Origin of the sequence: Paraburkholderia aromaticivorans (genome assembly GCF_012689525.1) — a bacterium.
Taxonomy (GTDB): Bacteria; Pseudomonadota; Gammaproteobacteria; order Burkholderiales; family Burkholderiaceae; genus Paraburkholderia; species Paraburkholderia aromaticivorans_A.
The window spans coordinates 1,528,374-1,554,042 of the sequence record NZ_CP051514.1; the positions used below are offsets into that span (position 1 = coordinate 1,528,374).

Sequence of the window (25,669 nt, forward strand, 5' to 3'; positions counted from 1 at the left end):
GTTTGAGTGGCTGTTTTCGTTGGCGGGCGGATAGATCTGCGGCACCTCAGAGACTCTTTGCTAGTCGTCGAAATTCCAGAATGGCGTATTTCGGACGCACGGCGCAAAAATGAGCAACGGGCCAAGGATGAGGCGCAAAGAAAGCAAACAGCGGAGTTGTTCGCGCGGCACGAGCGTGCCATCAGCGCGGGCACGCAATCCGGCTGGCTGGGCTGGGTGGCAGCGGTGTACCTGGGGCGGTTCTCGGACAGCGATCATCGTTTAGAGCCGACCCAGCGAATTGCAACGGTGCTGGGCGATACCCTGACAAGTTCGGCGCTCGCCGGACTGTCCCGTGTACTTGAGAGACCCGACATCCCCGACGCCCGTCATGCCGCGGAGGTTTCTCTGAAGGGCGAGATTCCGTCGTGGTGGCTTGCGATTATCGCTGGACTGGATGCCCGCTGGCTCCGGCAACCTGCTCTTGAAGGCTTGCCTGAACGTCTTATACAGACGGCGCTTGCGGTCGACCTTGTTTGTCCAACGAGCGAACGTGAAGGTAACACGTCGCGCCGGAAGGTCTTCGGATGGAAGCACGCCGCGCTGTCCGGTCTACCGCATCTGGCACGGGACGTCTATCTTAACGTTGCGAAAGTGGGCCTCGACGCTCGCCATGAGCATGTGGAGGGGCTCGGCGAATTGTTGGAGATGGATGCGTTCGCCTGGTGTCGCGCCACGGTCGCGCTGTCCATACTGGGCGAGTATCCGAATGCCTCAAATCAGCATCTCAGAAGGATGCTGGAAGTCGTGATTAGTGACGAATCGACCCGCGACGATTTCCTTTCGCTGGCAAGAAAATATCTCGCTGGTGGTGCGCTGACCAGCGAGGCGTACGCACATTGGTTAACGGCAGCCTTTACGTCGCGACCTGACGAATTCGAATCGCCCTTCTTCGAACGGGCAAAAAGCAGCGCAGACGTCCTATGGCTATTGAGGGATTCGATGTCTGCGACACCGCAGCGGCCACACACCGCCGACGGCCTTCTAAAGTCATCCACATTGGAGCGCATGGCTCTTGCCGCAGCTCACTATTTCCCTGACACCCCTCACCCTGCCGGCGGGTGGTCGGGAGACCGGAACCTTTGGGATGGCGCAGAGTTCATCAAGAAGTTGACGAACCTGATCTCGATTGACACCAGCGCAGACGCGGTAGCTGTGCTGAATCGGCTTGCAAGCGAGCCTCAGCTCGTAACCTACAGAGAGTACATTCTGCACGCTGCGGCAAACCAACGTACGCGGAAGCGAGACGCGGAATACCGACAACCGGACTGGGCGCAGACTGTAGTCGCCCTGTCGAATGGCGCGCCGGCGAACGTCGCCGATTTGCACGCACTGCTCGTCGACACATTGCTCGACATCGCTGACCGCATTGCGAACGCAAACAACAACATCTACAAACGGTTCTGGAACGAGGATAAGTTCGGGAAGGTACTAACCCCAAAGCCTGAAGAGAGCGGTCGAGACGTTCTGATTGACTTCTTACGCGATCGCTTGCAATCAACAGGTATCACGATCGAGCCTGAGGTCCGTATGGTGCATGGCAAGCGCGCTGACCTCAGCGCATCGTATCGCCATTTCAAGATTCCGGTCGAGCTGAAGCGCAGTTATCACGATGACGTCTGGCATGCACCAGTATCGCAACTGGATCGTTTGTACACGCGCGATCCTGACGCGTCCGGATACGGCGTGTACGGTGTGTTCTGGTTCGGTGTGGTTGAAGGTAAACCGTTGCCCCGCCATCCTCAAGGCCGTGCCCTGCCCACCTCGGCTATCGGAATGGCCGCGCTTCTTAGGGAGCTTTTGCCTGAAGAGCGTCGCTCACACATCGCGATAGTTGTCATTGATGTAAGCGGTCAGCCCCGCGAAACCGTGGTGCCTTGAAATTCTGTATGTCGTGCCAGACGCGTCCACGGAAAGCGGCGTGATATTCGACAACGCTGCATCAGACTGTAGTCCCCTTTCGCCCCCAAGATACGGCGTTCGTCTCGACAGATCTCAATCACTTTCGTAGCTCGTCACCGCTTCCGCTCCTCGCAGCGGTTGGCACGAGAACGAACAAGATTGAAATTGGGACCGGCGTTACCGACATACGTTACGAGAATCCGCTTTACATGGCGGAAGACGCTGGCGCTGCTGACCTGATTGCCGGGGGACGCCCGAACGGGCGCTGGAGATCGCGCGCCGCAATCAGTTCCACTCGTCACCCGGCACCAACAGCACACCCCTCCGGCCTCTCGACGCTGAATGCCGAACAAAACGAGTTCTTCGACGCACTTAACCTTCCAACCCCGACCCCAACGCCATGTAGGGACAAAAATGCTACCCTTACGGTAGCAAAAACAATGATTTACACGAGAAAGTGTCGAAATCGGGGGGGCAGCCCACGTCGACTGTGCGTACCCGGCGGACGCATCCGCCGTGGCTGCGTCGTATGCAAGCAGCTTGCGGCGGCGTCGAGCGACGATCGACTCGCCTCGCCTCGCTAGCCGCCCCTCGCGCAAGAGTATTCGATTTTCGCCCAGTGCGATTGCTTGCAATCTTGTTCAAGTCCGACCGGCATAATGCCGATAAGCAACTCATGGCGGGTGCGTATCCCCATAACTCTGCCCTCTGCCCCGCTCGGTAACAAGGATTCGACAAAGCACCGTATGAAGCTCCCAGTACGCATCAAACAGCACAAGGCTGAATCCGACTCATACGCCATCCTTCAATACAAGCTGAGGGACCTCGGCATCTTCCGAAACGTAACCGAGAGCGACTATGGAATCGATTTTGAAGTCGAGCTGATTATCGATGGACAGGTGACGGGAAAATACTTCAAGGCACAAGTCAAGTCCTCGGAGAACCTTCATATCCGTAAATCCGACGGCATTCCAACGGTAGGTGGCATAAAGGAAAGCACGCTTTACTATTGGTCAGAACTTAGCTACAAGACGCATGTTATTTTATATGCGGTAGATTTGAAGACAGAAGAAATCTATGTTTCACGGCCGATTTTCTGGAATGCTACCCAGCTGATCGCTGGCGACAATAAAACCAAAACCGTGGAATTTTTGAAAAATGATCCTATATTCGGAAAAGATGTCGCTCACGTCTACTCGGTGATCTTTGCGACGTCGCCCACACTAGGCGACCAGATGTATGCGCACCGGTTTGCGCTTCGATATCTCAAACAGTTTCTGGCTCTCTACGTTGATGTATTTCATCTGTATCCGTCAGCGGAACCCATGTTGACGGTGTCGCGCGGTTAGATGTCGACGATCTTCCGCAACAGAGCGTAAGAGACCCGCCAATGGCCTTCCGACTCATTAACAGCGATGGACGCGGTTTTTGCGTTGAGCCTGACGATGATGCCGACCCGCTCGCTCAGATGTTTGTCGGTGAAGCCGACGGTGTCGCCAATGAAAGAATTCCTCTCGCTGAACTCGCGGTGGCGGCGACGGAGGCGCGTGAGTTGGGCCGCTCGCAGTGTCAGGGATAACCGCCGCGTATAGCACCGACCAACGCTGACGGCTGTGGTTGTCCTGGATCACCGCCTGGGTTTGCCTCAGCTCCACCACCGTCCCGTGCGATGGTGGTGCGAGCGGATCGCCCCCGATATAGCTGACCTCCATGCCCAGATGCAAGCGTTGACGTACCTCGAGAATGCGTCGCGGGTCGTCCAGCATTTTGCCGATGGCGAGATAGAGGCGATACAACTCGGCGCTGGGCGCCTGGCGAAGCGAGTCGAGAATGTCCATGAATGTGTAGGCGTTTAACGGGCGAGCGGCAACAGTTCATGCACGCGGTTGACAGGAAACGACGGCAACTTCTCAAGTGTGTCCCTGAGCCATGCATAAGGCTCGAAGCCGTTCAGGCGAGCCGTACCGAGCAGTGAATACATCGTGGCGGCGGCTCTTGCGCCTCTCGGCGAGCCTGCGAACATCCAGTTCGCCCTCCCGAGAGCAATTGGCCTGATTTGCCGCTCTAATGCATTGTTGTCCGGCAGCAGGATACCGCTTTCGGTGTAGCGGATCAGGGCCTGCCAGTGACGTAACGCATAGCCGAACGCCTTCGCGAGCGGCGCCTGAGCTGGCAAACCGATGACGTTGCCTTCCAGCCATTGCCGGAATTGCGTGAGCACCGGCAGCGCCTCGGTTTGCCGCGCCGCGTATTTGATGTTGGGCGTGTGGTCTTTGATCCGCGACTCGATCGCGTACAGGCGGGCAATCCACTGCAGCGCCTGCGCCGCGAGTCCCGGTTTGCTCTGCGCCTTCGCGATTTCAAAGAAGCGTCGACGGCAATGGGCCCAGCATCCGACCTCGACGATGTTTCCGGTTTCGTAAAGTGCGCCATGTCCACTGTAGGCGTCCGCCTGCAGGTAACCTTTGTACTTCTACAGGTACCGCAGCGGATGCGAGCCCGAGCGCGATTCGGCGAACTCGAACACGACCGCCGGCGGGTGGTCGACCCAGACGCCGTTCTCCTCGCGCTGGCCCGCGCCAAGATAGCCCCATAATCGCGCTTTGCGCGTCGCCGTGCGACCCTTCTCGAGCAATGGCAGCGTCGTGTCGTCCACATGCATGCGGGGTGCCTGCAACTGGTGAGCCCGCAGCGGTGGCAGCAGCACTTCGAGCAGTTCGGCTGCCGCCAGCTTCCATTCGCACAGCGTTGCCCGGGGCAGATGTACACCCCGTCGTGCATAGCGCATCTCCTGCCGGTTCAAAGGCAGGTGATCGACGTAGGTGTTGACCAGGATGTTAGCCAGCAGGCTCGCGCTCGCATTGCTCTTCGGTAGCGGCGACGGCTGGGCACTTGCGGTCACGATGGTCGACTCACCATCCTTCTTCGCCGCGTACCTGAAACGGATATGCTCAATAACGGTGAGCGTGGACGGCTCGTAGTGCAGCGTCTCGCTGCGCTCTTCGCCAATGCGCTCGAGCGAATCGAATGCTGCCTTCTGTTCGTCGCTCAGATCGTATTCGATACGCGTGCGCGGCAGGTCCTTCGACAGGGCCGGACGGCCCTTGCGGGTGTGGCCCGCGACCGGAACCTGCGCCGGCGCAGGAGGAATGGGCAACTCCGTGGCGGCATCGAACAGTTCCGCCTGGCCCATCAGCCGCTCGGAACTGACGCCGAAGCGCGCGCGGTTCGCCTGGGCAATCTGGTGCTGCAGCGCTTCAAGCTGCTCCCACAGCACGCATGCCAGCCGGTTCTGTTCGAGCGCGAAGGCTTGCAGCGCGTCGGGCTCGACCGGCAATTCCGCGACAGTGATGGCGGTGGGCGGCATGGCTATCATGATGCCCAACTCGCGCTAAGTTTACAAGATCGGGGAGCCTTGTATCTGCGCAGGTGACAGCGAGTTCAGCTCACGCGCGTCACCGCGACGGCGTGATACGGCTCGCGCGCCGGGATCTCAATGCCCTCGAGCGAGGCGTTCAGTTCAGCAAGCGTAAAGCCGCGTTGCGCGAGCGCCAGTGGTGACGGAAAGCGGCCTCTTTCAAGGCGCTTGTACCAGAGCGCGAAGCCGGTGCGATCCCAGTATAGGCATTTGACTTTCGAGCGGTCCCGGCCGACGAACACGAACAGATTGCCCGAGACAGGGTTCTGGGCAAGCAGTGGTTCGACCAGATACGACAGACCGTCGATGGATTTGCGCATGTCGACCGGCTCACGGCAGATATACGCACGAACATCGGCTGCGATCAGCACCGGCTACCTCCGAGCTGTCCGAGCACGAAACGCACGATGCGCTCGGCATGAGCACCGGTCAGCTCGATGCGAACACCGGCGAGCGACAACGTCACCCGATCACGCGAAGACGACAAAGCGTCCGCCGTCGACGGTGGCGCAGGAGTGGCTGGTGCGGTGTCCGGACGGGAAACGATAAATGCCGCGTCCGGGGTGACCGCGAGCGGGTGCGCGTCTGCTCGTACCTCGCCAGAGAGCTTCTTGCGCCACAGGCCGAAGGTACTAACGGCGAGCCCCTGTTCACGACAGAAACGTCGAAGGCCCAGTCCGCTTGTGGTCCATGCCATGACCATCTCGCGCCAGAATGCTTCACCTTGCCGGGGGCGTCGTGCGCCTGTCGGGAGGGCCTCGCCCGTTGTGTCGTCCATTGCCTTGCTCCGTCGTTACGATGGCATCACCTTCGCACCGCGCTTACGTGCGTTCAAGACGGGATGCGCTGACGGATACGTTTTGCTGGCATTCGCCCGGTTTCCGGCTTTTTCGGTTGGACATAGTTAGCTAGTCCAACGATCGCCGTTTTCTAGTTGCGTATTCCGGTGAACGTGACCGCCAATTCCGGCGCAACGTGACCGTTGCGCACGGGTGGGTGTTACGCGGTTCAGATTGTAGACGGGGCGGTCACGATGAGTTGTTTTTTCCCTCCTATTTTCGTGTTTTTCGAAGGGCGGCCTCAAATCTGAAGTGCAACACCGTTTCGTATAAGGTGTTGCGATGCACGAAAGAACTCAGTACCAGCAACTTCAACCTGAAGAGCGCCTCATCATTGCAAGCCTGCATCTACAGGGTTCGAGTATCCGGGCCATGGCCCGGATACTCGGGCGCTCGCCGGCCACCGTTAGCCGTGAACTGACGCGAAACAGCTCTCCTGCGGGTTACGCATCGGTGCCGGCTGAAGCGCTCCGCGCCGCACGCCGCAGCGCGGGCCGCCGCCCCACAAAGCTTTGCCTGCAAAGCGTTTGCTGGCGCATTGTTCTTACCCTGCTCGAGTGGAAATGGTCACCCCAGCAGATATCGGGCACACTCAAGCGTATGTATCCGACTGACCCGACCCAGCAGGTTTCGCACGAAACCATCTACACGGCCATCTACGCCCAGCCGCGCGGCGAACTGCGCAGACAGCTCATTGCCTGTCTGCGCCATGGTCACAGCACGCGTATGCCGCGCACACGGGGCACAGACCGACGCGGACAGATTCCGGACATGGTCAGTATTCATGTGCGGCCGCCCGAAATCGAGGACCGGCTGCTGCCTGGACACTGGGAAGGCGACTTCATCAAGGGGGCTGGCAACCAGTCCTCGGTAGGCGTTCTGGTCGAACGGACCAGCCGCCTGGTGCTGCTCGCAAAGATGGAAGATGCCACCGCAGCGTCGGCGCTGGCGGGCTTCTCCGTCAAGCTCAATTCGATTGTCGCGCCACTACGGCAGAGCTTCACCTACGACCAGGGCAAAGAAATGTCGCGCCATAAAGAGCTCACCGCCGCGACCGGCGTGCAGGTGTACTTCTGCGACCCGCACAGTCCATGGCAAAGGGGCACCTGCGAAAACACCAACGGGCTGCTGCGACAGTATCTGCCCAAAGGCACCGACCTTTCTGTCTACAGTCAGGACGAACTCGACGCCATCGCCGACAGTCTGAACAGCCGGCCTCGTGCGACTCACGACTTCCATTCACCATTCGAGGTCTTCGCCGCGACCCTTGCATCAGCAAGCCAACCTCAAGGCTCTAAACATTAATCCCGCTGTTGCGCTTCACCCTTGAAACCGCCAAGCGTTACTGCGTAACGGTTGAGGAAGCAAAGTACTCGTCCCATTCTGGCGTATCCAGTTCGAGTGTCGCGATCACGCGGTCGTCCTCGATCTTGATGAGGCCTTCGATCAATTCCCGTTTCGTTACTCCGTAACGGCATGCGAGCCGGGCCAATCCAAGGAAGGCGCTGGTGCCGATCCACATGCTCAACTGACGTTCGCCGTTGCGATCGGGTCCTGCCATCTGGCGTCTGGCTCGGTATTGGGCCTGACGCTGCGCTACTGTCTTTGCCATTTCTTCTTTATCCCTGTGTGCCAACGACGATCGGTGCGGCGATGCCTGCTTCGCTACCCTGTGCTGGCTGGGCCTTTCTCGAGCGCAGCGAATCGCCGGTCAGCGTAATGCGGTGATGGTGCTGCATCAGCCGGTCGAGCATGGCATCGGCTATCGTGGCGTCGCCGATCCACGCGTGCCAGTGCTCGATCGGCAGTTGTGATGTGATGATGGTGGCTTTGCGCCCGGCCCGGTCGTCGACGACTTCCAGCAGGTCGGAGCGGGTCATGCTGTCGATGGCACCCATGCCCCAGTCGTCCAGGACGACGACGTCGGTCTTGGCCAGTTGAAGCAGCCATTTGCCGAACGCCCCGCTGCCGTGGCGGATGCGCAGCTCTTCCGGCAGGCGTGGCACGCGTTGATACAGCGCGGAGTGGCCGCGCCGGCACGCATACTGCGCCAGTGCGCAAGCCAACCAGGACTTGCCGACGCGCGTCGGTCCGGTGATCAGGATGCAGTGGCCGGCGCTGACCCACTCGCCCAGGGCCAGGCTCATGATCTGCGAGCGGTCGACGCCCCGGCCGGCCCGGCTGTCGAGATCTTCCAGCGTCGCCTGTCCATATTTGAGCCGCGCGTTCTTCAACAGGCGCATCAGCTTGCGCTCGTTGCGGTGGTGGACCTCGCGGTCCACCAGCATCGTGAGCCGTTCCTCGAAGCTCAGGTTCGCCAGTCCCGGCTGGATGAGTTGTTCCTCCAGCGCGCCGGCGAGGCCCTCCAGTTTCAGGCTGCGCAGGTGGGCCAGGGTGTGATGCATCATCATGTCGTTATCCTTATTGGTAATAGCCGGGGCCGCGCACGTGCGTGTGATCGGGGCTGACCCAGTCGCCGGCGGGAGCCGGTGCGCTTTGATCGCGGTTGTTGGCCAGGATGTCGCGCACATGCCGGTATTTGCAGGCGCCCAACTGCAGCGCGAGCATGCAGGCGGCTTCCAGCCTTGAGCGGCCATAACGCTTGGCCAGCGACAGCAAGCCCAGGCAGGCGCGGTAGCCATGCTCCGGATGCTTGTGCTCGGCCAGCTGCCGGGTGACGACTTCCGCCGTGGCCGGGCCGATGCGCTGCCCCCAGTCGATCAGGCGTTGCGGGCTCCACTCGCGGTGGGCACGGTGAGCGGCCGGCATGTGCTCGTTCACCGTGGAGAACTTGCCAGCTTGCGAGCTGCGGGCATGACAGGCGACTCGTTGCCCGCGATGCAGCAGTTCGACCGTGGTGCGTGTAACACGGGCCTCCAGGGACTGTCCGACCAGCGCATGCGGCACGCTGTAACGATGCAGGTCGATCTCGACGTGATAGTCAATGTGCACCTTGACAGGCTTGAAGGTGGCCAGCTCGTAACGCTGCATCGGCAAAGGCGACAGCGCCGGGGCATCCAGCTGGGCAAAGGCACTGGCGCGGCTGCCCGGCAGCTTCTGGAAGGGACGCTCATTGAGCCGCTGCAAGAGCGGCTCAATCGCCTGGTTCACCTCGCCTACGCTCGCAAAGCGCTGGTGGCGCAGGCGGGCCATGATCCAGCGCTCGACGATCTGGACCGCCGATTCCGCCTTGGCCTTGTCCTGTGGGTGATAGGGGCGCGCTGGAAGAAACGAGGTGCCGTAATGACGGGCGAAGTCGAGCACGGTGTCGTTGGCGCGCGGCTCGTAACGGTTCGCCTCGGCGATCAGGGCGCGGGGATTGTCGGGCACGATCAGTGCCGGTAATCAGCAGGCTCAGGTAATGCGCAGGAGCGCGGCGGAACCGGCGCCGTTGCTGGCGTCACGTTGCCGGTTCCTTCACATTATGGCGATGGTGCCATCCTATAGGTGCGACCAACCGCTTAAGGAGGCGCGCCATGTCCGATCAGCAAACAAGGCACGAAACGCTGCTCAGCAAACTCGAACAACATCTGGTAGCCGAGCGATATTGTGTCCACATCCGCAATCGCTATCTGGCGGTCGCGGCAAACTTCCTTCGATTTCTCGATAGACGACGAATACGCGTTGAGGCGGCGAGGGCAGCAGACATATCGGCGTATCTTCAATGTGAACTTCGACGCTTCCGGCGCCACCGCGGGCACTCGCCAGTTTCGCTGCGGGGCTGGGAAGCTTCTCATACCACCGGCATTCATCAGTTGCTGCGATTGGCCATTGGCAAGTGGCCGCGCGATCCAATTCCTTCCAGTGTGAATGCAAGATTTGATCGGACACTGTGCATGGAATACGGTCAATGGCTTCGGGAGTGGCGGGGACTGGCAGCCGAAACGGTCGACGGTCTTCTTGCCGAAGCACAACGATTCTTGTGTTCCAATGGACGGTGCAAAGGCGCCGAAACGTTGATGCATATGACGGTGTCGGATATTGATGCCTATCTGCAAAGCCGTGTTTCATCGCTGCGTCGGGTATCGCGTAAAAGTATCGCGTTGCTGCTTCGCAGCTTCATTCGTTACCTGTATGAGACGGGGCGTACCGATCGCGATCTTTCTCGGTTCATCATTGTCCCAACAACGTATGCGTACGAGTCTATTCCCTCGGCGCTAAGCCCCGCTGACATCAGCGCTGTCCTAGGCTCCACGCGCCAGGACCGTTCCCCGATAGGGCTGCGCGACTACGCCATTCTGATGATGCTGTCGACGTACGGCTTACGTGCGGGAGAGGTGACGCGACTGCGTCTGGAGGATATCGACTGGAGATCTGATCGATTTTACGTCCGTCACACCAAGACTGGATCGCAGTCAGTCTTGCCGTTGCTTCCGAGTGTCGGTGATGCTCTGCTTGACTACTTGCGACGAGGACGACCAGCCTCAGATGTGCGCGAGATATTTGTTCGCGCCCGGGCACCTTATCGTGGATTTCACAGCGGTTCCAGCTTGTACACACCAGTGCGTCGGCGACTCGAAGCGGCCGGGATATATCCAGCTGGCAAACGCGGGCCGCACGCATTTCGACATGCACGCGCTGTCAGCCTGCTTCGCGCTGAGGTTTCGGTAAAAGGGATTGGGGACCTATTGGGACACCGGTCGGCCGGGTCTACGGCCGCGTACCTGAAGTTGGCTACGGAGCACCTGCGTGGCGTAGCTCTCGAAGTCCCGAACATGGAGAAGCAGCCATGAAGCGAATCTGGCCAGACGCTGACGGACGTTGCATCGAACGCTTTATTCGGGGATTGGGAACTCGCAACGCAACGACGCCGATCGTTTATCGATGCGTTCTCTCCGGCTTCCAGCGGTTTGTCATGCAGCGCGATCGCGGACGATCGCTGGATCAGCAAACGATCGAAGTATGGTTGCACGAGCGAATTACACAATGGCCTTTGCACATCGTGTTTCATCGCGCGCGTCTCGTCGACCGGTTCCTTGATTTTCTCGAAACAGAGGGATCGATTACGAGCAACCCGCTACATGAACTGCGGATGCAATACGGTCAGCGAACGACAACGCCAGTAGTACGTGCACTACTATCGTTTTCCCCAGAGACAGCGCTTGAAACCTTACGTCCACTTCCCCGCTTTGGAAGCTTTCTCGGGCCACTCATGCTCTACCATGTCACGTTAATGCGCGCCATGGGCTACCTCTACGAGACGCCAGCAAACCGATTTTTATGTTTCGATCGCTATCTGCAGAAGAATCCGCATCTGGAGGGTCAACCTCTGACCGTTCTTCTCCAAGAATGGCGAGCCATACTTCCGACGCCCGAGCACGCGTGGCAGTGCCAGGAGTTGGGGCGCGATCTCGCCAGGGCGTGGCGACGCTTCGAGCCAACGATTCCCGTGCCCACGCGCGACCGTCGACTCTGTCAACAGTTGACGCAACAGCGACGACGTCCCCACATTTACACGGAGCAAGAGATGCGGCAACTGCTCGAAACCGCACGGCGATTTCCCTCACCGTATGCACCGCTTCGACCTTTGAGCTTGTACACAATGCTCGTTCTTGCATACTGCGTCGGACTACGCCTGGGAGAGATCGCAGGTCTCAACCTGGGTGACGTACATCTCGATGTGGGCGAGATCGACATTCGGGAAACGAAGTTCTTTAAATCGAGGACATTACCGGTTCCCGACAGCGTCGTGGCTGCACTGCGCGACTACTTAAAGGCGCGGCGACTGGCGGGCGGCCCACAGCAGGCCGCCTCAGGGCTGTTCTGGCATCAGCAACGGGCCGGGCGCTACTCTTACGTGATGACCGAGAAGCTTCTGGTACGTGTGCTGCGCCTCTCTGGCGTAAAGCCTGACAGAGGCGGGCTTGGACCACGCATTCATGATCTTAGGCACACGTTCGTGGCGAACCGAATGCTTGCGTGGTACCGCGAGGGAATCAATCCCCAGGCTCGCCTTCCTTATCTCGCCACGTATCTCGGCCATAAGGACATTAACTCGACTCTGGCCTATTTGACCATCACCAATGATCTGCTGCAACTGGCAGGCGCGCGCTTCCGTGCTTTCGGCGCGCACAGTCTGCACGTCGCCGAAGGAGTGGACAATGAGACCGATTGATCCTTTGCCCAGATTGCTGCAAGAATTTTTTTACACACACATGCTGGAACAGCGCAATCTCTCAGCACATACGGTGCGATCCTATCGCGATACCTGGAGACTATTCCTGCGGTTTTCGGCTACGAGGCGCAAACGGTCCGTAGCCGCACTCGTGCTCGGCGACCTTACCGCAGCCATGGTAGGAGCCTTCTTGCAGCAATGCGAGCAAGAGCGCAAGGTCACGATCGGCACTCGAAACTGCCGACTCGCCGCGCTGCACAGCTTCTTCTCTTTTGTCGCTGAACGGGAGCCCATATACGCAGCGCAGTGCGCCGAAGTGCTGCGCATTCCCACCAAGCGTGAAGCCGTTCGCGCGCCATTCTATCTTGAGCTGGACGAAGTTGATGCGATCATGTTGCAGCCGGATCGCACAAGTCTTGAGGGCCTACGCGATCACGCGCTGCTTTGTTTTCTCTACAACACGGGCGCACGCATCCAGGAAGCGCTCGATGTTAGCCCACAGCGCATTCGCTTCGATCCACCGTCTTACGTGCGATTGGTCGGCAAGGGTAAAAAAGAGCGGGTTTGTCCTCTATGGCCAGAAACCGTTCTCGTGCTTAAGGCACTACTCAAGCGGCAACCGCGCGCGGACAACGATCCCATTTTTGTCAATCGCTATGGCGCACCTCTGGGGGCGTCCGGAGTGCGCTATAAGCTCGCTCAGTACGTTCAGGCGGCCGCAAAGACTGCTCCTACCTTGTCTTCGAAGCGCGTGTCTCCTCACAGTTTCCGGCACGCGGCTGCCGTCCACCTCGTAGCAGTGGGCGTAGACGTCACTGTGATTCGCAGCTGGCTCGGTCACGTGAGCCTGGACACGACCAATCACTATGCCCAGGCAAATCTGGCTACGAAGCGCGCGGCACTCGAGCGTCTCGAACCGAGCTCGAAGAGACAGAGACCGCCGCGATGGAAACGCGACGCTGACTTGCTTGCGTGGCTAGATTCACTTTAAGCCCCCGCGTAATGTGAAGGAGCCGGCGACGCGACGCCAGTGACGGTGCCGGTTCCGCTGCACTCCTGCGCATTACCAGAACCTGCTGATTACCGGCAAAATCGCCAGCTGGTGATTTTGCCGGCACGCCACCATAAAACGCCAGGGCGCGCCCCGTCGAGTCGAGCCAGTCGGCCATCGTTTCGCGTTCGGTGGCGCAGGCGAACGTATAGCTGGATGCCCCCATCGCGGCGACGTAGATATGGGCGCGACCGCCATCGGCCAGGGCGAGAGTCGGGCCGGCGAAGTCGATGAACAGCTTCTCGCCGCCGCGGTGGATCTGCCGCATGGAGCGCTTGAGCCGTTTGGCGAAGTGCCGGTAGTTCTCACAGAACTGCGAATAGCCGTAGGTCTGGCGCTCGGCGTATTCGGCCCGGTACTCCTCCCACAGCAGCATGAGCGTCACGCCCTTGCGTCGCAGTTCGTGATGGATGCGCCCGAAGTCGGGCTGCACATGGTGACGCGGCTTCTCGGGGGAGGCCAACAGGCGCCGCTCCAGCGTCACGTCGTCGAGCGACTGGACAGCGGCCCAGTCCAGCCCGGCTGCAGCGGCCAGGCCGACATATTTGGTCACGACGCCTTTGGACAGATCGAGGGCGGCAGCGATCTGCTCGTGAGACAACCTGGCGTCAAGTTTCAGACGCAGTACTTCCTTGATCTTACGCATAGCGATCCTCGTTGCGGGCATGCTTGTCCCAGACAAAAAATCTGGCAGCGTACCCGTCGGGGTTGTGGATATGCGTAACACCATTACGGCGCTGTACGACACCATTCCGGTATCGTGACCGCCGATTCCGGCATCGTGACCGCGGATTCCGGAAAACCCGGGAAATCGGTCACGTTCGCCCGGAATGACCGGTCACGATCAATCGGAATGCTCGGTCACGTTCGTCCGGAATCGTCGGTCACGTTGGGCCGGAATACCCACTAGTCAATGCTGGCTCGTTTATCGTTCCACTCACTGCCAGAAGCCCACGCGATGCACGAGCTCAACCGCATGTGTCTTCGCGTTCCAAGAGACTTCATGGAGATGTCTAGGTTGGACATATAGCCGCGATGTCGTCGCGAGTAGACTCGCCCATGCATTGTCATCGCGTGGGAATTGGTCGCCGGCGTTCCGACCACTTTCCCAGGTTTGGTGGGCGCTATAAAAATCAACGACTTAGGTGTTTAAGAACAGATAGTGTTGCTGTGGAATGACTGCAGAATTCTGTTCCTGGCCTCCAGATCTGAACCAGGCGCCGCGTCATACCAAAAGCTCAATTTCCCTCTCATCGCACGGGGTAGCTTTTCGTCTAGTTGTCGATTTGCGGCAGGTGCAGAGCATCGTCAGTGCGAAGCTCGTCAACGAGCCGATCATCGTCAAGGTGTGGGAACATCGCCAGCCCTCGCAGCGGAGTCTGATCTGAACGTTCGGCACTCCCAGCGCGGGGCACTAGCTCTGGCGCTCTGATTTGCGTTTGATTCATGGCGCTGACGACGCGCCCTACAGCAGGGCCGTCTCGATGCGATCGGCGTCGCATCCGTTCACTCCCTCGCCGGCGTCTCACAATGGCACAGTGCGCACCCAGGCAACTCCAACAGTTGCCTGCAAAGCCCCGCCAGGTTTGGATCTCGCCCCCCCTGACCACGGCCTACCCATTGTCCTACCCATACAACGCTGCCACACTCCGGTCTCGCGCCGAACACAATCGTCTCGAAATTCGCAACAGTCTATAGCTGCATTAGGTATTTACCCCAATCGTCCCAACTCCTAAACTGTCGCCATTTGCAAAAGACATATGGGCTTGTTGCTCATATCAAAATAATCGCTGGAGGTAGTCACCATGAAGTCGATCATCAAGGCCTTTGCCATTGCAGCCCTCATCGCTGCTCCGCTCGCTTCGTTTGCGCAGTCGAGCCAGCCCGTGACGCGCGCGCAAGTCCGCGAAGAACTTGCCCAGCTTGAAAAAGCTGGCTACAACCCGAACGACTGGCTGAACTACCCGGCAAACATTCAGCGCGCTGAAGCCATCGTCGCGCAACAGAACAGCGACAACACTGCTTACGGCGCCGATACCAGCAGCACATCGCAATCGGGCAAGTAGGAATTCAGCTGGATCGCCCGGCATCCTGAAACAGGCCCGTATCTCGTATGAGAGCGGGCCTGTGCTATTGCAGTTGATATCTCCGTCTCTGGCCGGTGACTTCACCCGGAAGTGTTCGTCCGTCGAACCTACGCGACGCGAAAAGGATCGTCGATGGAATATGCGGGTCGGGTAAACCACTTCGGTCCCTCCTCGGTCACGTAGAAGTGATCTTCGTGCCTCACTCCAAATTCGCCGGGAATGCAGATCATGGGTTCATTGCTAAAACACATCCCAACTTCCAGCAGCGTTTCGTCGTTCCCCACCAGATACGGCGCCTCATGCAAGTCGAGGCCAATGCCGTGGCCAGTCCGATGCGGCAGACCCGGCAGTTGATAGCCAGGGCCGAATCCATAAGTTTCCAGGCAACGTCTCGCCGCGCGATCGACCGCGGCACATGAAACACCCAACTGTGCCGCATCAAAAGCAGCTGCTTGTGCTGCCTTTTCTGCGTTCCACACAAATCGCTGCCGATCGTTTGCATCACCGAAAACATAGGTGCGCGTGATATCCGAAACATAGTTCTTGTACTTGCAGCCGGTGTCGATCAGGACCACGTCATTGCGTTTGAGAACTTGCGGCTCTTTGACCCCATGTGGATAGGATGTTGCCTCCCCAAACAAAACGATGCAGAAATGTGATCCTGCTGCGCCAACTTTTCGATGTGCCCGGTCTATGAAGTCACAAACATCCACCGTGCTAATTCCCTCGCGCAAAATGCTTGCCGCCGCCCACTGAACCTGCAAAGTCATGTCTTTAGCGGCCTGCATGATTGCAATCTCCGTGCGCGATTTGTTCTTTCTCAAAGACCCAATCAAAGCGTCGGCGCAGACTAATTCATAATTCTCCGATAATTCCTTCAATCCAAAATAAACCGATGCGGAGGCGGTTCCGCATATAGCAATTTTCGCGCGACTTCCGTGAACTGGCGCTATGCCGATTGCAAGCAAGGCTTTATAAAATGCCACATACGCACTTTCGTCTTCGTGCCAGCAGATGACCTCGCGTTCAACCTTCATGCGATCGCGCAACGTCCTTTCCTCGAACCACGGTGCGATGTAGGTCAAACTCCCCTTCGCAGGGATGATGGCACCAAGAAGCCTTTCACTGGAGTGCCATTCTATTCCAGTGAAATAAAGCAGATTAGTCCCCGCATTGACGTAAACCGCATCGACGCCAGCATCCGTCATATTTCTCTGCAATTTACTTATCCGCGTCAGATGTTCAACTGCACTGATTTCCTCAACCTCGCTCGCACACGGCAAGAGTCGCGCCAATGCCGTTTGCTGATCACTACCACCTACGCCGTTTGTCATCTTCACTCTCGTTAATGAAACGGAACACGTTTCGTTGTTCTGGACGACCGCCCCACTGGCGAAGATTCGATGCCCTCACAGGCGATTCTCTGCGCCATGCCGGGTGCATGTTGTCTCAATTGACCTGTTTCTACACTCGCGCATCCGCAAAGGGTTCTGCGCATGGCCAAACTAGCACGATAGAGGTTCTATTTGCTTGTGCGATCGGATCGTAATAGATGCGGATTCCTGCATAGTCTCGTGCCCATCCAATCATCCCCCGGTCGCGTGTCTCAATGCGACCTGACCTCAATGCTTGCGGCGTGCGCCAGACCGTGAATAAGACACCGCGCCTGCTCACGCAGCAGGGCGTGCCTTCGAGCGACTACGGTACTTGGCGATTCTCGACGTGCCGTCGCTCCGGCACATAGCCGAGGGCGCACGCTCGCCTCACACCAATGTGCATTCAAAAATTCAGACAGCCTTGCGCAGGAAGCCCTGGTTACCACCGTTGCGATTGGGCGCGAAGCCGTTGGCCAGCAGGGTCTCCTCCGCCGTGTCGTAGAACACACCGATCTTGCTGATTTCGCGCGCCTGCTGGGCGGTGGCCACCTTGCGGCCGAACTCGCGCGAGATGCGCACCAGTTGCTCGATCTGCTCGACCGTGCTCATCTTCTTCGTGCGCGTTTGGTTCCAGAGACAGTCCTCGGTGCCGCAGCGCACGTGCAGGCCCAGAGCAATGCCCATCATGTTGACCGGCAGCACATTGCGCACTGAGCTCTCGACTGTCAGCACCGCGCCGTCCGGCGTAGCGCGCACAAAGTTGGCCAGGTTGTAGATATTCGGAGCGTCCATCCCGCCGCTGATCGCCACCCAGTTCATCACCAGTGGGCCCTTATAGATGCCACGCCGAATCAGCCGCTCCACCGACTCGAAGCTGTTGATGTTGTAGCACTGAAAGGCGCTCTGAATGCCGGCTTCGCTCAGACGGCGAATGTGCTCCTCGGCCCAGCCGGGCTGAGCCGGCACCGTCATCTCCTTGTAGGCGTTGTAGATCGCAGGATTTTCTCTCGACGTGCCCTTGAAATCCGCCAGCTCCGCATGTTCGGTGACGTTCATCTGCGAGGTGTTGATCGTCACCGTGACCTGGTCGGGCTTGGGATCGAGTTCGGCCAGCATGTGGCGCGTGTCGTCGCTCAGCCATTGGGCTGCGGCACCTTCGGTCTCCGGCGCGAAGCTGATCGAGCCGCCCACCTGGATGATCATCTCGGGTACGCGGGCGCGCACGCCGGCGATCAGCTCGTTGAACTTCGACAGGCGCTTGCTGCCCTTCCCGTCGAGTTCGCGCACGTGCAGGTGCAGCACAGTGGCACCGGCGTTATAGCAATCCACGGCCTTCTGGATCTGCTCCTCCATCGTGACAGGGATGTCCTCAGGAAAGTCGGAGGGCAGCCACCCTGGGGCATAGGGCGCGGCCGTGATGATCAGAGGTTGCTGGTTTTCAGGGTACAGCGAACCGTCGAGAAAGTTCATGTCACGTCTCCAATGGCAGATTGGGAGTAAGGAAGGAAATAGGGGGATGGGGATGTCGATCCAAACACTCAGCAGTGCTTGTCGTCGACCATTCTCTTTCGGTAAGCCAATAACTCCGCTTGTTCGAAGCGTCTCCTTGCGCCAATACCCGAAAATCAGGTCGCAGCGCCGGTTCTCAGGGTGCCGGCGAGGGCTGGCGCCACATCCAGCTTCACATCGGAGATCCGGGCCGCATCGGCGTCGTAACTGCGCATTGCGATGACAAAAAACACCGCGGCCAATACGCTGCACAGAGGAATCAATGTCAGTGCGTGCTGCAAACCCCATTGGTCGGACAGGACACCCGCCAGGAACGGACCCACGGCCAGGCCAAACACGTTTTGAAACAGGGAAAGGACGGCCGCGCCGGTAGAGCGCACACCTGGGTGAATGACGTCCATCGCAACGCCGGCAACCACACCGACGGTGCAGTTCATGAAAAAAGCGCCAAAAAGGATCAGCTTGAACTGTGCATCGCCCGTGTATGTGCCGCCAAAAGCCACCATGAAGATCACCGATGTGACCAGGCACAGCACGGACAGCGCGGGCAGCTTGTTGCGCGGTGTGCGAACTGCCAGGCGTCCCACCACAATGCCCCAGAACGTGCAGCTAAAGGCGCCGACCAATACCACCGCCGCTGCGGCCTTGCCCGCAGCCTCCGGGGCCATGCCGTGGAAACGATTCAGGTAGCTGGGCAGCCACGACCAGATGGCCGACACGGTAATCAATTCTGCCGCCGCTCCGGCACAAAGCCACAGCAGCGTGCGCGTGCGCGCCAGCGTGCCAAAGATGTGCTTGAGCGTCCCACCCAGCGACTGGGTCACCTGGTCCGAGGCTGGCGTCAGTGCCACCGTCTTGTAGTCGCGCACGAGCAGATAAAGCAATGCCAGCACGAGCCCAGGTACACCGACCACACCAAAGGCGGCCTTCCAGCCCCACCTGGCCGCGATCATGCCGCCCAACACCACGCCGAGCACTGAACCCAGCGATGGAGCAGCGAAGAAGGCGCCGAGCACGGCGCTGCGCAAGCGCTTCGGAAACAGTGTCGAGATAAGGGCCGCTCCTACTGAGCCATAGCCGGTTTCACCAACCCCCACCATCGCACGCGCGACAAACAATTGACTGTAATTGGCCGTGAACATGCACGAGATAGTGGCCAGGCTCCATGCAATCGCCATCACCACGATGCTTTTCACACGGCCCATGCGGTCGGCCACCAGTGCTACCGGCAATCCGCCCGCCCCGACGACGATGGAGATGATGGAAACCAGGGAACCCAACTGCTTGTCACTCAGATGCCATTCGCTCTTGATGTGAGGAAATAACGAGACGATCACCTGTCGGTCGATAAAATCGAACATCATGAGCGCGAAGGTCAGCGCAAATGCAAACCAGGCTTGCCGCCTGTTCGTCAGGTAGTCGTCGTTGTTGCGAGCCTCCGGGCCATCGGGTATCACGTGCATGCTCGTCTCCTAACATTTTTGAAATACCGGCCACGGTCCTGACGCCTCGCGTGTTCAGACGGTCCGGTTGTCGATCGGACCAATCAAGCTTGGTAGTGTGGGTGTGATGGGTTTCCCCCGCTTGACATTACATGACACGGACTTATCATTTTGTGCCAACCTTCTATTCAGTTTTCCGATGTCGACACTTGTCCGCGCTGCGAGCTTAACGAACTACAGTGAGGTCGCTCGTGCAGCCGGACTGGACCCGGTGCGGATGCTTCTTGACGCGGGATTAAGTCCGGGCCTACTGCGCGAGCCGGACCTCATGATTCCGGTCGAGCGTGTCGGACAACTGCTCCAGGCGTCCGCAACCCTGTCAGGCAACGAGAGTTTCGGACTGTGCATGGCCGAGTCGCGCCTCTTGTCGAACCTTGGGGCGGTAGGATTGCTGATCCGCGACCAGGCGACGCTGCGCGACTCGCTCAACATGCTGATGCGCTACCAGGCCCTGCTCAACGGTGCGCTGTCGCTGGCGGTCGAGGAATGCGGCGAACTGGTCATCATTCGCGAGGTGGTCATTGCTGGCAGTGCGCATCAGCCCACGCGCCAAAGGGTTGAACTGGCGCTAGGTGTCATGGTGCAGTTGATACGCCAGCTCCTCAAGAACGACTGGCAGCCGCGGCGGGTATGCTTCGAACATCCGGCGCCGCGCGACGCTAGTACACACCATCGGTTTTTTGGCAGTTGCGTCGAGTTCGACTATGACTTCAACTGCATCATCTGCGCGAAGGACGATCTCGACGCACGCAACCCGTCAGCCGATCCGGCGATGGCGCGCTACGCGCAGCAGTTGCTAGACGCGTCTGTCATGTCGCAGCAGGCAACCATGCTTGAGGACGTGCGGCGCACGATCCTGCTGCTGTTACCCAGTGGACGCTGCGGCATCGAACAGGTGGCCGAGCACCTCGGCGTGGTGTGCCGCACGGTCCAGCGCCGGCTCTCGGAACAGGGGCAGAGCTTCTCGTCGATCGTCAACGACATCCGCAAGGAACTCAGCACGCGTCATGTCATCGAGAGCGATCGTCCGTTGACCGAGGTGGCGACCCTGCTCGGTTTTTCCGCACCGAGCGCATTTTCCCGCTGGTATCACACGCAATTCGGTTGCAGCGCCAAGGAAAGCCGGGCGACGCGCGGCGCAGTGCACGGACAGACGACAGACGAGGCTCTCTAACGCGTCGTGCGGCGCGTCCCCTGGCGCTTCGTGAGGCCGCCGTATGACAGCGCTGTATCGATGAACCCCCGCACGCAAGGCGAATGTTCGCGAACACGAAATGCCACCGCGATTTCGACCTGATCTTCGAAGTCGCTTAAAGGTTTGAATACCACGCCGGGTTGAGCGAATCCCTGGATGGATTGAGGTACGAGGGCTACGCCGTAGCCCGCCGACGCCATGCTGACCGCAGTAATGAAATCGTTGACCCGATACTCCGGTTGCGCATCGAACCCTCCGACGCGGCCGAGTCTGGCGAGATCTTCCGCGAAGCCGGCCGCCTCATTGAACTGTGGCGCAATGAATGACACCCCCCGCAACTGGGCAGCCTTCACGGCTTTCACGCGCACGAGTGGGCTGTCCGCCGGTAGAGCAATCAGCAGGCGTTCGCTCTGAACGACTTTGGCTGTGACCCCGTCGGGATAGTGCGCGCGGGGCCGAATGAAACCGACATCGATGGTCCCATCCGACAAACGTTCCAGTTGCGTCGGTGTTTCCATCGCCACGACGTGCATGCGGACGTCCGGGCTCGCCATCCTGAATGCCCTGAGCGTATCGGGCAGCAGCCCGGTCGTAACGGCCGAGCCGATATAGCCGAGCGCAACGTGACCTGCTTCTCCTCTTGCTGCCAGACGCCCGATGCGGTCGGCGCGCTCCAGTTGTCGCAGTGCGGCCTTGGCTTCGACCAGAAAAACGTCCCCCGCATCGGTCAGCGTGATCGCCGCGCGTTTGTTGCGGTTGAGCAACCGTACGCCGAGATCGGTTTCAAGCCTCTTGATCTGCTGGCTGAGCACCGATTGTGCGATATCGAGCCGGTCGGCTGTGCGAGCGAAGTGCAAATCTTCGGCCAACGCAACGAATAGTTTGAGTTGCCGGCTATCGATCATTTTTAATCTCAATTTACGAACAAAAACACAGTTTATACGTGTTTAACGAATCACAGATAAGGAGTCAAATAGACATACTTTCTTCCCAAGGACCCCTTCATGAGCTCCGTCACAGCATTGCCGATGGCCGCAGCGGTCGATTCGCAACTGAAGTTTTCGATCGAGCGTCATCCGCATCACGAACGTCTGCGTCATATCACGGTGCAACGTGACGCGTTGCAGAAGTTCTTCTCTTCAGTCAAAGACATCGATCTCCAGAACCTCGAATACGTGCCGTTCATGCGCTTTATGGTTGCGGACGCGCTCGAGCGCGCAGTCGGCGACGGTTTCGCCTCCGCACTTCGGCAACTCGTGCGGGACCGATCCACCGGCGGATTCACGCTGGGCGTCCTGGACGCGACCACCGACCCTCGCGACTTCGTCCTTTTCGGAACGGCAGTCGGGTTCCTGCTTGGACCGGCGAATCACGATGCCATGTCCGGCACGTACTACGCGCGCTTCCTCGTGAAGGACACGGACAATAGCGACTCCTACCTGCGTCAGGCATACCGCCTGTTCACGCTGCACACAGACGGAACCTTTGTCGACGAGCCGACCGAATGGCTGCTCATGATGAAGTTCGCGGAAGAGAACGCGGTCGGCGGCGAGTCGCGCTTCATGCATATCGACGACTGGAGCGAGCGCGACACGTTCCTCGACGATCCACTCGGCACCCGGCCGTTTCTCTACAAGGCGCCCGGTTCGAAGAACGTCGACGCGCAGATCGAACGCCCTGTGTTCTTCCAGAGCGAGTACGGTCTCGCGATGTCGTTCATCGATCAATTCGTGCAACCCCGTTCATCAGCCGAAGCGGTTTATCTGCACGACTTGTCGGCGTCGATGGAAGCCTCGTCCGCGACGCGCGAAGTACCGCTTCCCGTGGGCGACCTCGTGGTCCTCAACAACTATTTCTGGCTGCACGGTCGGGCGCCGTTCCAGAAGCATCCTGCACTTCATCGTGAACTGATGCGCCAACGCGGAGAGTTCGCAAAATGACAATCGTCCAGCATCACCGCGGTTATGACGCAGATGTCCTCATCGTGGGCGGCGGCATCGTCGGCGTGTCGACGGCCATGCAACTGATCGAACGTCATCCGGGCCTCAGCGTGCTGCTGCTCGAGAAGGAGGCCTCACTCGCAGCTCACCAGTCCAGTCACAACAGCGGCGTGATCCACGCAGGCGTGTATTACGCGCCGGGAAGCCTCAAGGCCGAATTCTGCAGGCGAGGCGCCGCCGCGACCTATGAATTCGCCCGCCGCCATGATGTGCGGGTCGAGCGATGCGGCAAGCTGATCGTCGCGACCGAAGACGTCGAAGTCGAAAGGCTGAATGCGCTGTACGCACGTTGCGAGCAGAACCAGCTCGAACCGCAGATGCTCGATGAGGCGGCGTTGCGGGAGCTCGAACCGCGCATCGCGGGTCGCGCGGCGATCCGCGTGGCGGCGAGCGGCATCGCGGACTATCCGGGCATGACCACGACGATGGCCCGACTCGCGCAGGAGCAAGGCGCGCAGATTCTGCTGAACCAGCGTGTCGACGCACTCCACGAGGACGAAAACGGCATTACCGCGGAAACGTCGGGCGGACGCTTCCGGGCAAAGCACGCCATCGTCTGCGCGGGCCTGATGGCGGATCGCCTCGCGAAGATGTGCAATGTCGACCTCGATTTTCGGATCGTGCCGTTTCGCGGCGAATACTATCGGTTGCCGGCGGAGAAGAACGACGTCGTTAAGCACCTGGTCTATCCGGTGCCAGATCCCGCGCTGCCTTTTCTCGGCGTGCACCTGACGCGAATGATCGGAGGATATGTCACAGTGGGTCCAAACGCCGTGCTGGCGCTGGCGCGCGAGGGCTATCGCTGGCGCGACGCAAATCTGAAGGATCTCGCCGGCATGGCAGCGTTCCCGGGCTTCTGGAAGATGCTTGGAACACATGGAGCATCGGGGCTCATCGAGATGCGCAACTCGCTGTGGAAAAGGGGTTACCTCGAACTGTGCCGCCGATACTGTCCGGAACTCGAACTGTCCGACCTCGAGCCTTACCCGTCCGGCGTACGCGCGCAGGCCGTGATGGCGGACGGCAGCATGGTGCATGACTTCCTGATCCGTTCGTCGCAGCGTAGCCTGCACGTATGCAACGCGCCTTCTCCGGCGGCAACCTCTGCGCTGCCCATCGGCGCCTATCTCGTCGACGAGTTCGACAAGCGTTTCGATCTTGCTCCTCTTACCCGTCCGCACTCTCCAGACCCGGTACATGGTCTGGCGATCGGGTAAGCACACGGCCAAGCGACCTTCTGCATTGGAGATCGAAGGGGCGAGCCTGTGCATGCCGTGCGCCATACGTATGACTTTGGGTCGCGGCCAGTGCGCACGGTGCATACTGCGACTCAAGCCGCGCTATATTGAGTCGGTACAGGAATCTGAGGCTTGACCCATTCAATTCAGAAGCTCGTCAGTCGGAACTCTCGCCGTCAGGAGGGAGTTACTCAGCAGTCGCTAATATAGGCGACAGATGGAGCTTGGAAGAATGAACGGACAAGATGAGGCAGTTTCTTGATTCTCGTGAGTTGCTCGTCGATACGCTCGCGCAGTTTTTCGCCCTTGCGCAAAGGACGTCTTGCTGTGCCGGTGCGTTTTACGTGACTCCAGACCAGTTCATCAGGATTCAGGTCGGGGGCGTAGCCCGGCAAAAAGTGCAGGGTCAACCGGCCGTTGGTCGACGCGACGTATTCGTGCACGATGGCCTTCTTATGTGCGGGCAGGCTATCGAGCACCAGATGAACCGACTTCTTGCGCGATCGCATCATCTGCCTTAGCAGGTCCACAAACAGTTCAGCGTTGAGCGCGCCTTCGTAGGTACAGAACCAGAATGCCCCCTTGGCATTCACCGCCGACGCCGCGCTGATGGCTTGCCGTTGTCCCGGGCGTTCGACCACCGGCGTCTGGCCGCGTACGCCCCACGTCTTGCCATGCACCGTGTCTGCGCGAAACCCCGACTCGTCCCAGAAGAAGACCTCAGCTCCTTGCGCCCTGGCTTGCCGGGCGATGGCCGGCCAGGTTTCCCGCTGCCATTTCTCGACGGCCTGCGGGTCGCGTTGGTAGGCGCGTTGCAGCGGCTTCTGCGGCGTCAATCCAAGCTTCGCCAGCAGTTCGCCGATAGCCGTCAACCCCAGCTTCACGTCAAACTTCTGCTTGACCAGTTCGGCCACGACAGCACGTGTCCACAGGCCAAAGTCCAGACCGTACTGACGCGGATCGCGGCCATTGACCCAACGAAACACCTGTCCTTCCTGCCTGGGCGTCAGGCTACGCGGACGCCCCGTCGCTGGCCTCGAGCGCAATGCCTTGACCCCCATACCCGGGCGCAGGCTCGCCTGAATCCACTTGTAAATTGTCGTGCGATTGAAACCATAGGCGGCGATCACTTCTGACGCCCGCTCACCATCGCGTACCCGTTCGATGGCCATGAGCCGGATTTCCTCCAGCGTCTGATGGTCGAATTTCCGTCCGTCTCGCTTCATGATCCCGTCCATCGACTTATCTCATGACCGATGAGACCCGAGCACACTCCGTAAGTTTCTCAAATTGTCGACTTACTTAGCGACTGCTGAGGAAGAGATGCTGACGACGTAACTCAGGAGATAGCATGGCTTCTCCGTTCAATATGCCGGACGAGTTCGTCCAGGGTTTCTT

At 59.4% G+C, this 25,669-nt stretch carries 21 protein-coding genes and 3 pseudogenes; 11 read left to right on the plus strand and 13 right to left on the minus strand.

What is annotated here, in order from left to right; genetic code table 11:
• The first annotated feature begins 57 nt into the window (after positions 1–57).
• From HF916_RS07185 to HF916_RS07195, 3 genes are all read left to right on the plus strand, one after another.
• On the plus strand, positions 58–1,920 hold the full coding sequence (locus HF916_RS07185; protein WP_168788308.1) for a hypothetical protein: 1,863 nt from the start codon (positions 58–60) through the stop codon (positions 1,918–1,920).
• 56 nt (positions 1,921–1,976) lie between these two features.
• Positions 1,977–2,525: an LLM class flavin-dependent oxidoreductase gene (locus tag HF916_RS07190; RefSeq protein ID WP_168789045.1), complete on the plus strand. Its 549-nt coding sequence runs from the start codon at positions 1,977–1,979 to the stop codon at positions 2,523–2,525.
• Positions 2,526–2,687: 162 nt separating this feature from the next.
• Complete coding sequence (locus tag HF916_RS07195; RefSeq protein ID WP_168788309.1) at positions 2,688–3,290, plus strand: DUF4365 domain-containing protein; 603 nt, start codon at positions 2,688–2,690, stop codon at positions 3,288–3,290.
• A 503-nt stretch (positions 3,291–3,793) separates the two neighbouring features.
• Here HF916_RS07195 and HF916_RS50650 read toward each other — a convergent pair.
• The 4 genes and pseudogenes from HF916_RS50650 to tnpA form a co-directional block, all read right to left on the minus strand.
• Positions 3,794–3,922 (minus strand): transposase domain-containing protein, encoded by a 129-nt coding sequence (locus HF916_RS50650; RefSeq protein ID WP_240975419.1) that lies wholly within the window; start codon positions 3,920–3,922, stop codon positions 3,794–3,796.
• A pseudogene (gene tnpC / locus HF916_RS50655) lies at positions 3,908–5,317 on the minus strand (IS66 family transposase); the annotation flags it as partial. The gene HF916_RS50650 and the pseudogene tnpC, both read right to left, overlap by 15 nt.
• Before the next feature lie 65 nt (positions 5,318–5,382).
• Positions 5,383–5,730 (minus strand): IS66 family insertion sequence element accessory protein TnpB, encoded by a 348-nt coding sequence (gene tnpB / locus HF916_RS07210; RefSeq protein WP_206001708.1) that lies wholly within the window; start codon positions 5,728–5,730, stop codon positions 5,383–5,385.
• Positions 5,724–6,137, minus strand: coding sequence for an IS66 family insertion sequence element accessory protein TnpA (gene tnpA / locus HF916_RS07215; RefSeq protein ID WP_168788311.1), 414 nt, complete (start codon positions 6,135–6,137; stop codon positions 5,724–5,726). The genes tnpB and tnpA overlap by 7 nt, the downstream gene beginning before the upstream one ends.
• Before the next feature lie 343 nt (positions 6,138–6,480).
• Here tnpA and HF916_RS07220 point away from each other — a divergent pair, with 343 nt between their 5' ends.
• Positions 6,481–7,503: an IS30 family transposase gene (locus tag HF916_RS07220; RefSeq protein ID WP_168787491.1), complete on the plus strand. Its 1,023-nt coding sequence runs from the start codon at positions 6,481–6,483 to the stop codon at positions 7,501–7,503.
• A 37-nt stretch (positions 7,504–7,540) separates the two neighbouring features.
• On the opposite strand, the gene HF916_RS07225 is transcribed toward HF916_RS07220, so the two are convergent.
• The 3 genes and pseudogenes from HF916_RS07225 to HF916_RS07235 form a co-directional block, all read right to left on the minus strand.
• A complete protein-coding gene (locus HF916_RS07225) occupies positions 7,541–7,810 on the minus strand; it encodes a hypothetical protein (RefSeq protein WP_240975168.1) in 270 nt (89 codons plus the stop codon).
• A 7-nt stretch (positions 7,811–7,817) separates the two neighbouring features.
• Entirely contained in the window at positions 7,818–8,609 is a 792-nt protein-coding gene (istB, locus tag HF916_RS07230; RefSeq protein ID WP_168788312.1) for an IS21-like element helper ATPase IstB, read from the minus strand.
• A 10-nt stretch (positions 8,610–8,619) separates the two neighbouring features.
• A pseudogene (locus HF916_RS07235) lies at positions 8,620–9,543 on the minus strand (Mu transposase domain-containing protein); the annotation flags it as partial.
• A 131-nt stretch (positions 9,544–9,674) separates the two neighbouring features.
• Between HF916_RS07235 and HF916_RS07240 the strand changes: the two are divergent.
• Genes HF916_RS07240 through HF916_RS07250 form a run of 3 tightly spaced genes read left to right on the plus strand, consistent with a single transcriptional unit; the run spans position 9,675 to position 13,304 of the window.
• Positions 9,675–10,931, plus strand: a complete 1,257-nt coding sequence (locus HF916_RS07240; protein WP_168788313.1) for a site-specific integrase — start codon at positions 9,675–9,677, stop codon at positions 10,929–10,931.
• Positions 10,928–12,313, plus strand: a complete 1,386-nt coding sequence (locus tag HF916_RS07245; protein ID WP_168788314.1) for a tyrosine-type recombinase/integrase — start codon at positions 10,928–10,930, stop codon at positions 12,311–12,313. The genes HF916_RS07240 and HF916_RS07245 overlap by 4 nt, the downstream gene beginning before the upstream one ends.
• Complete coding sequence (locus tag HF916_RS07250; protein WP_168788315.1) at positions 12,300–13,304, plus strand: tyrosine-type recombinase/integrase; 1,005 nt, start codon at positions 12,300–12,302, stop codon at positions 13,302–13,304. The genes HF916_RS07245 and HF916_RS07250 overlap by 14 nt, the downstream gene beginning before the upstream one ends.
• A 121-nt stretch (positions 13,305–13,425) precedes the next feature.
• Here HF916_RS07250 and HF916_RS07255 read toward each other — a convergent pair.
• Positions 13,426–14,031 (minus strand): annotated as a pseudogene (locus tag HF916_RS07255) (IS21 family transposase); the annotation flags it as partial.
• Positions 14,032–15,169: 1,138 nt separating this feature from the next.
• Here HF916_RS07255 and HF916_RS07260 point away from each other — a divergent pair.
• Positions 15,170–15,430 carry a DUF4148 domain-containing protein gene (locus HF916_RS07260; RefSeq protein WP_168788316.1) on the plus strand — a complete coding sequence of 87 codons (261 nt, stop codon included), beginning with the start codon at positions 15,170–15,172 and terminating at the stop codon, positions 15,428–15,430.
• A gap of 128 nt (positions 15,431–15,558) precedes the next feature.
• Here the strand turns inward: HF916_RS07260 and HF916_RS07265 are convergent, their stop codons facing one another.
• The 3 genes from HF916_RS07265 to HF916_RS07275 form a co-directional block, all read right to left on the minus strand.
• A complete protein-coding gene (locus tag HF916_RS07265) occupies positions 15,559–16,785 on the minus strand; it encodes a M24 family metallopeptidase (protein ID WP_168788317.1) in 1,227 nt (408 codons plus the stop codon).
• Positions 16,786–17,238: 453 nt separating this feature from the next.
• Positions 17,239–18,297, minus strand: coding sequence for a 3-keto-5-aminohexanoate cleavage protein (locus HF916_RS07270; RefSeq protein ID WP_168788318.1), 1,059 nt, complete (start codon positions 18,295–18,297; stop codon positions 17,239–17,241).
• Between the two features lie 155 nt (positions 18,298–18,452).
• Positions 18,453–19,799, minus strand: a complete 1,347-nt coding sequence (locus tag HF916_RS07275) for an MFS transporter (protein ID WP_168788319.1) — start codon at positions 19,797–19,799, stop codon at positions 18,453–18,455.
• Between the two features lie 178 nt (positions 19,800–19,977).
• Between HF916_RS07275 and HF916_RS07280 the strand changes: the two genes are divergently transcribed.
• Positions 19,978–21,012 carry an AraC family transcriptional regulator gene (locus tag HF916_RS07280; protein WP_168789049.1) on the plus strand — a complete coding sequence of 345 codons (1,035 nt, stop codon included), beginning with the start codon at positions 19,978–19,980 and terminating at the stop codon, positions 21,010–21,012.
• On the opposite strand, the gene HF916_RS07285 is transcribed toward HF916_RS07280, so the two are convergent.
• Positions 21,009–21,938: a LysR substrate-binding domain-containing protein gene (locus HF916_RS07285; protein ID WP_168788320.1), complete on the minus strand. Its 930-nt coding sequence runs from the start codon at positions 21,936–21,938 to the stop codon at positions 21,009–21,011. The genes HF916_RS07280 and HF916_RS07285 overlap by 4 nt on opposite strands.
• Positions 21,939–22,037: 99 nt before the next feature.
• Between HF916_RS07285 and glaH the strand changes: the two genes are divergently transcribed.
• A complete protein-coding gene (glaH, locus tag HF916_RS07290) occupies positions 22,038–22,973 on the plus strand; it encodes a glutarate dioxygenase GlaH (RefSeq protein ID WP_240975169.1) in 936 nt (311 codons plus the stop codon).
• The gene (lhgO, locus tag HF916_RS07295; RefSeq protein WP_168788321.1) at positions 22,970–24,250 is read left to right on the plus strand and encodes an L-2-hydroxyglutarate oxidase; all 1,281 of its coding nucleotides are present in this window, start codon (positions 22,970–22,972) and stop codon (positions 24,248–24,250) included. Before glaH ends, lhgO begins: the two co-directional genes overlap by 4 nt.
• 212 nt (positions 24,251–24,462) lie before the next feature.
• On the opposite strand, the gene HF916_RS07300 is transcribed toward lhgO, so the two are convergent.
• Positions 24,463–25,497 carry an IS630 family transposase gene (locus HF916_RS07300; protein ID WP_206001810.1) on the minus strand — a complete coding sequence of 345 codons (1,035 nt, stop codon included), beginning with the start codon at positions 25,495–25,497 and terminating at the stop codon, positions 24,463–24,465.
• Positions 25,498–25,669: the final 172 nt, after the last annotated feature.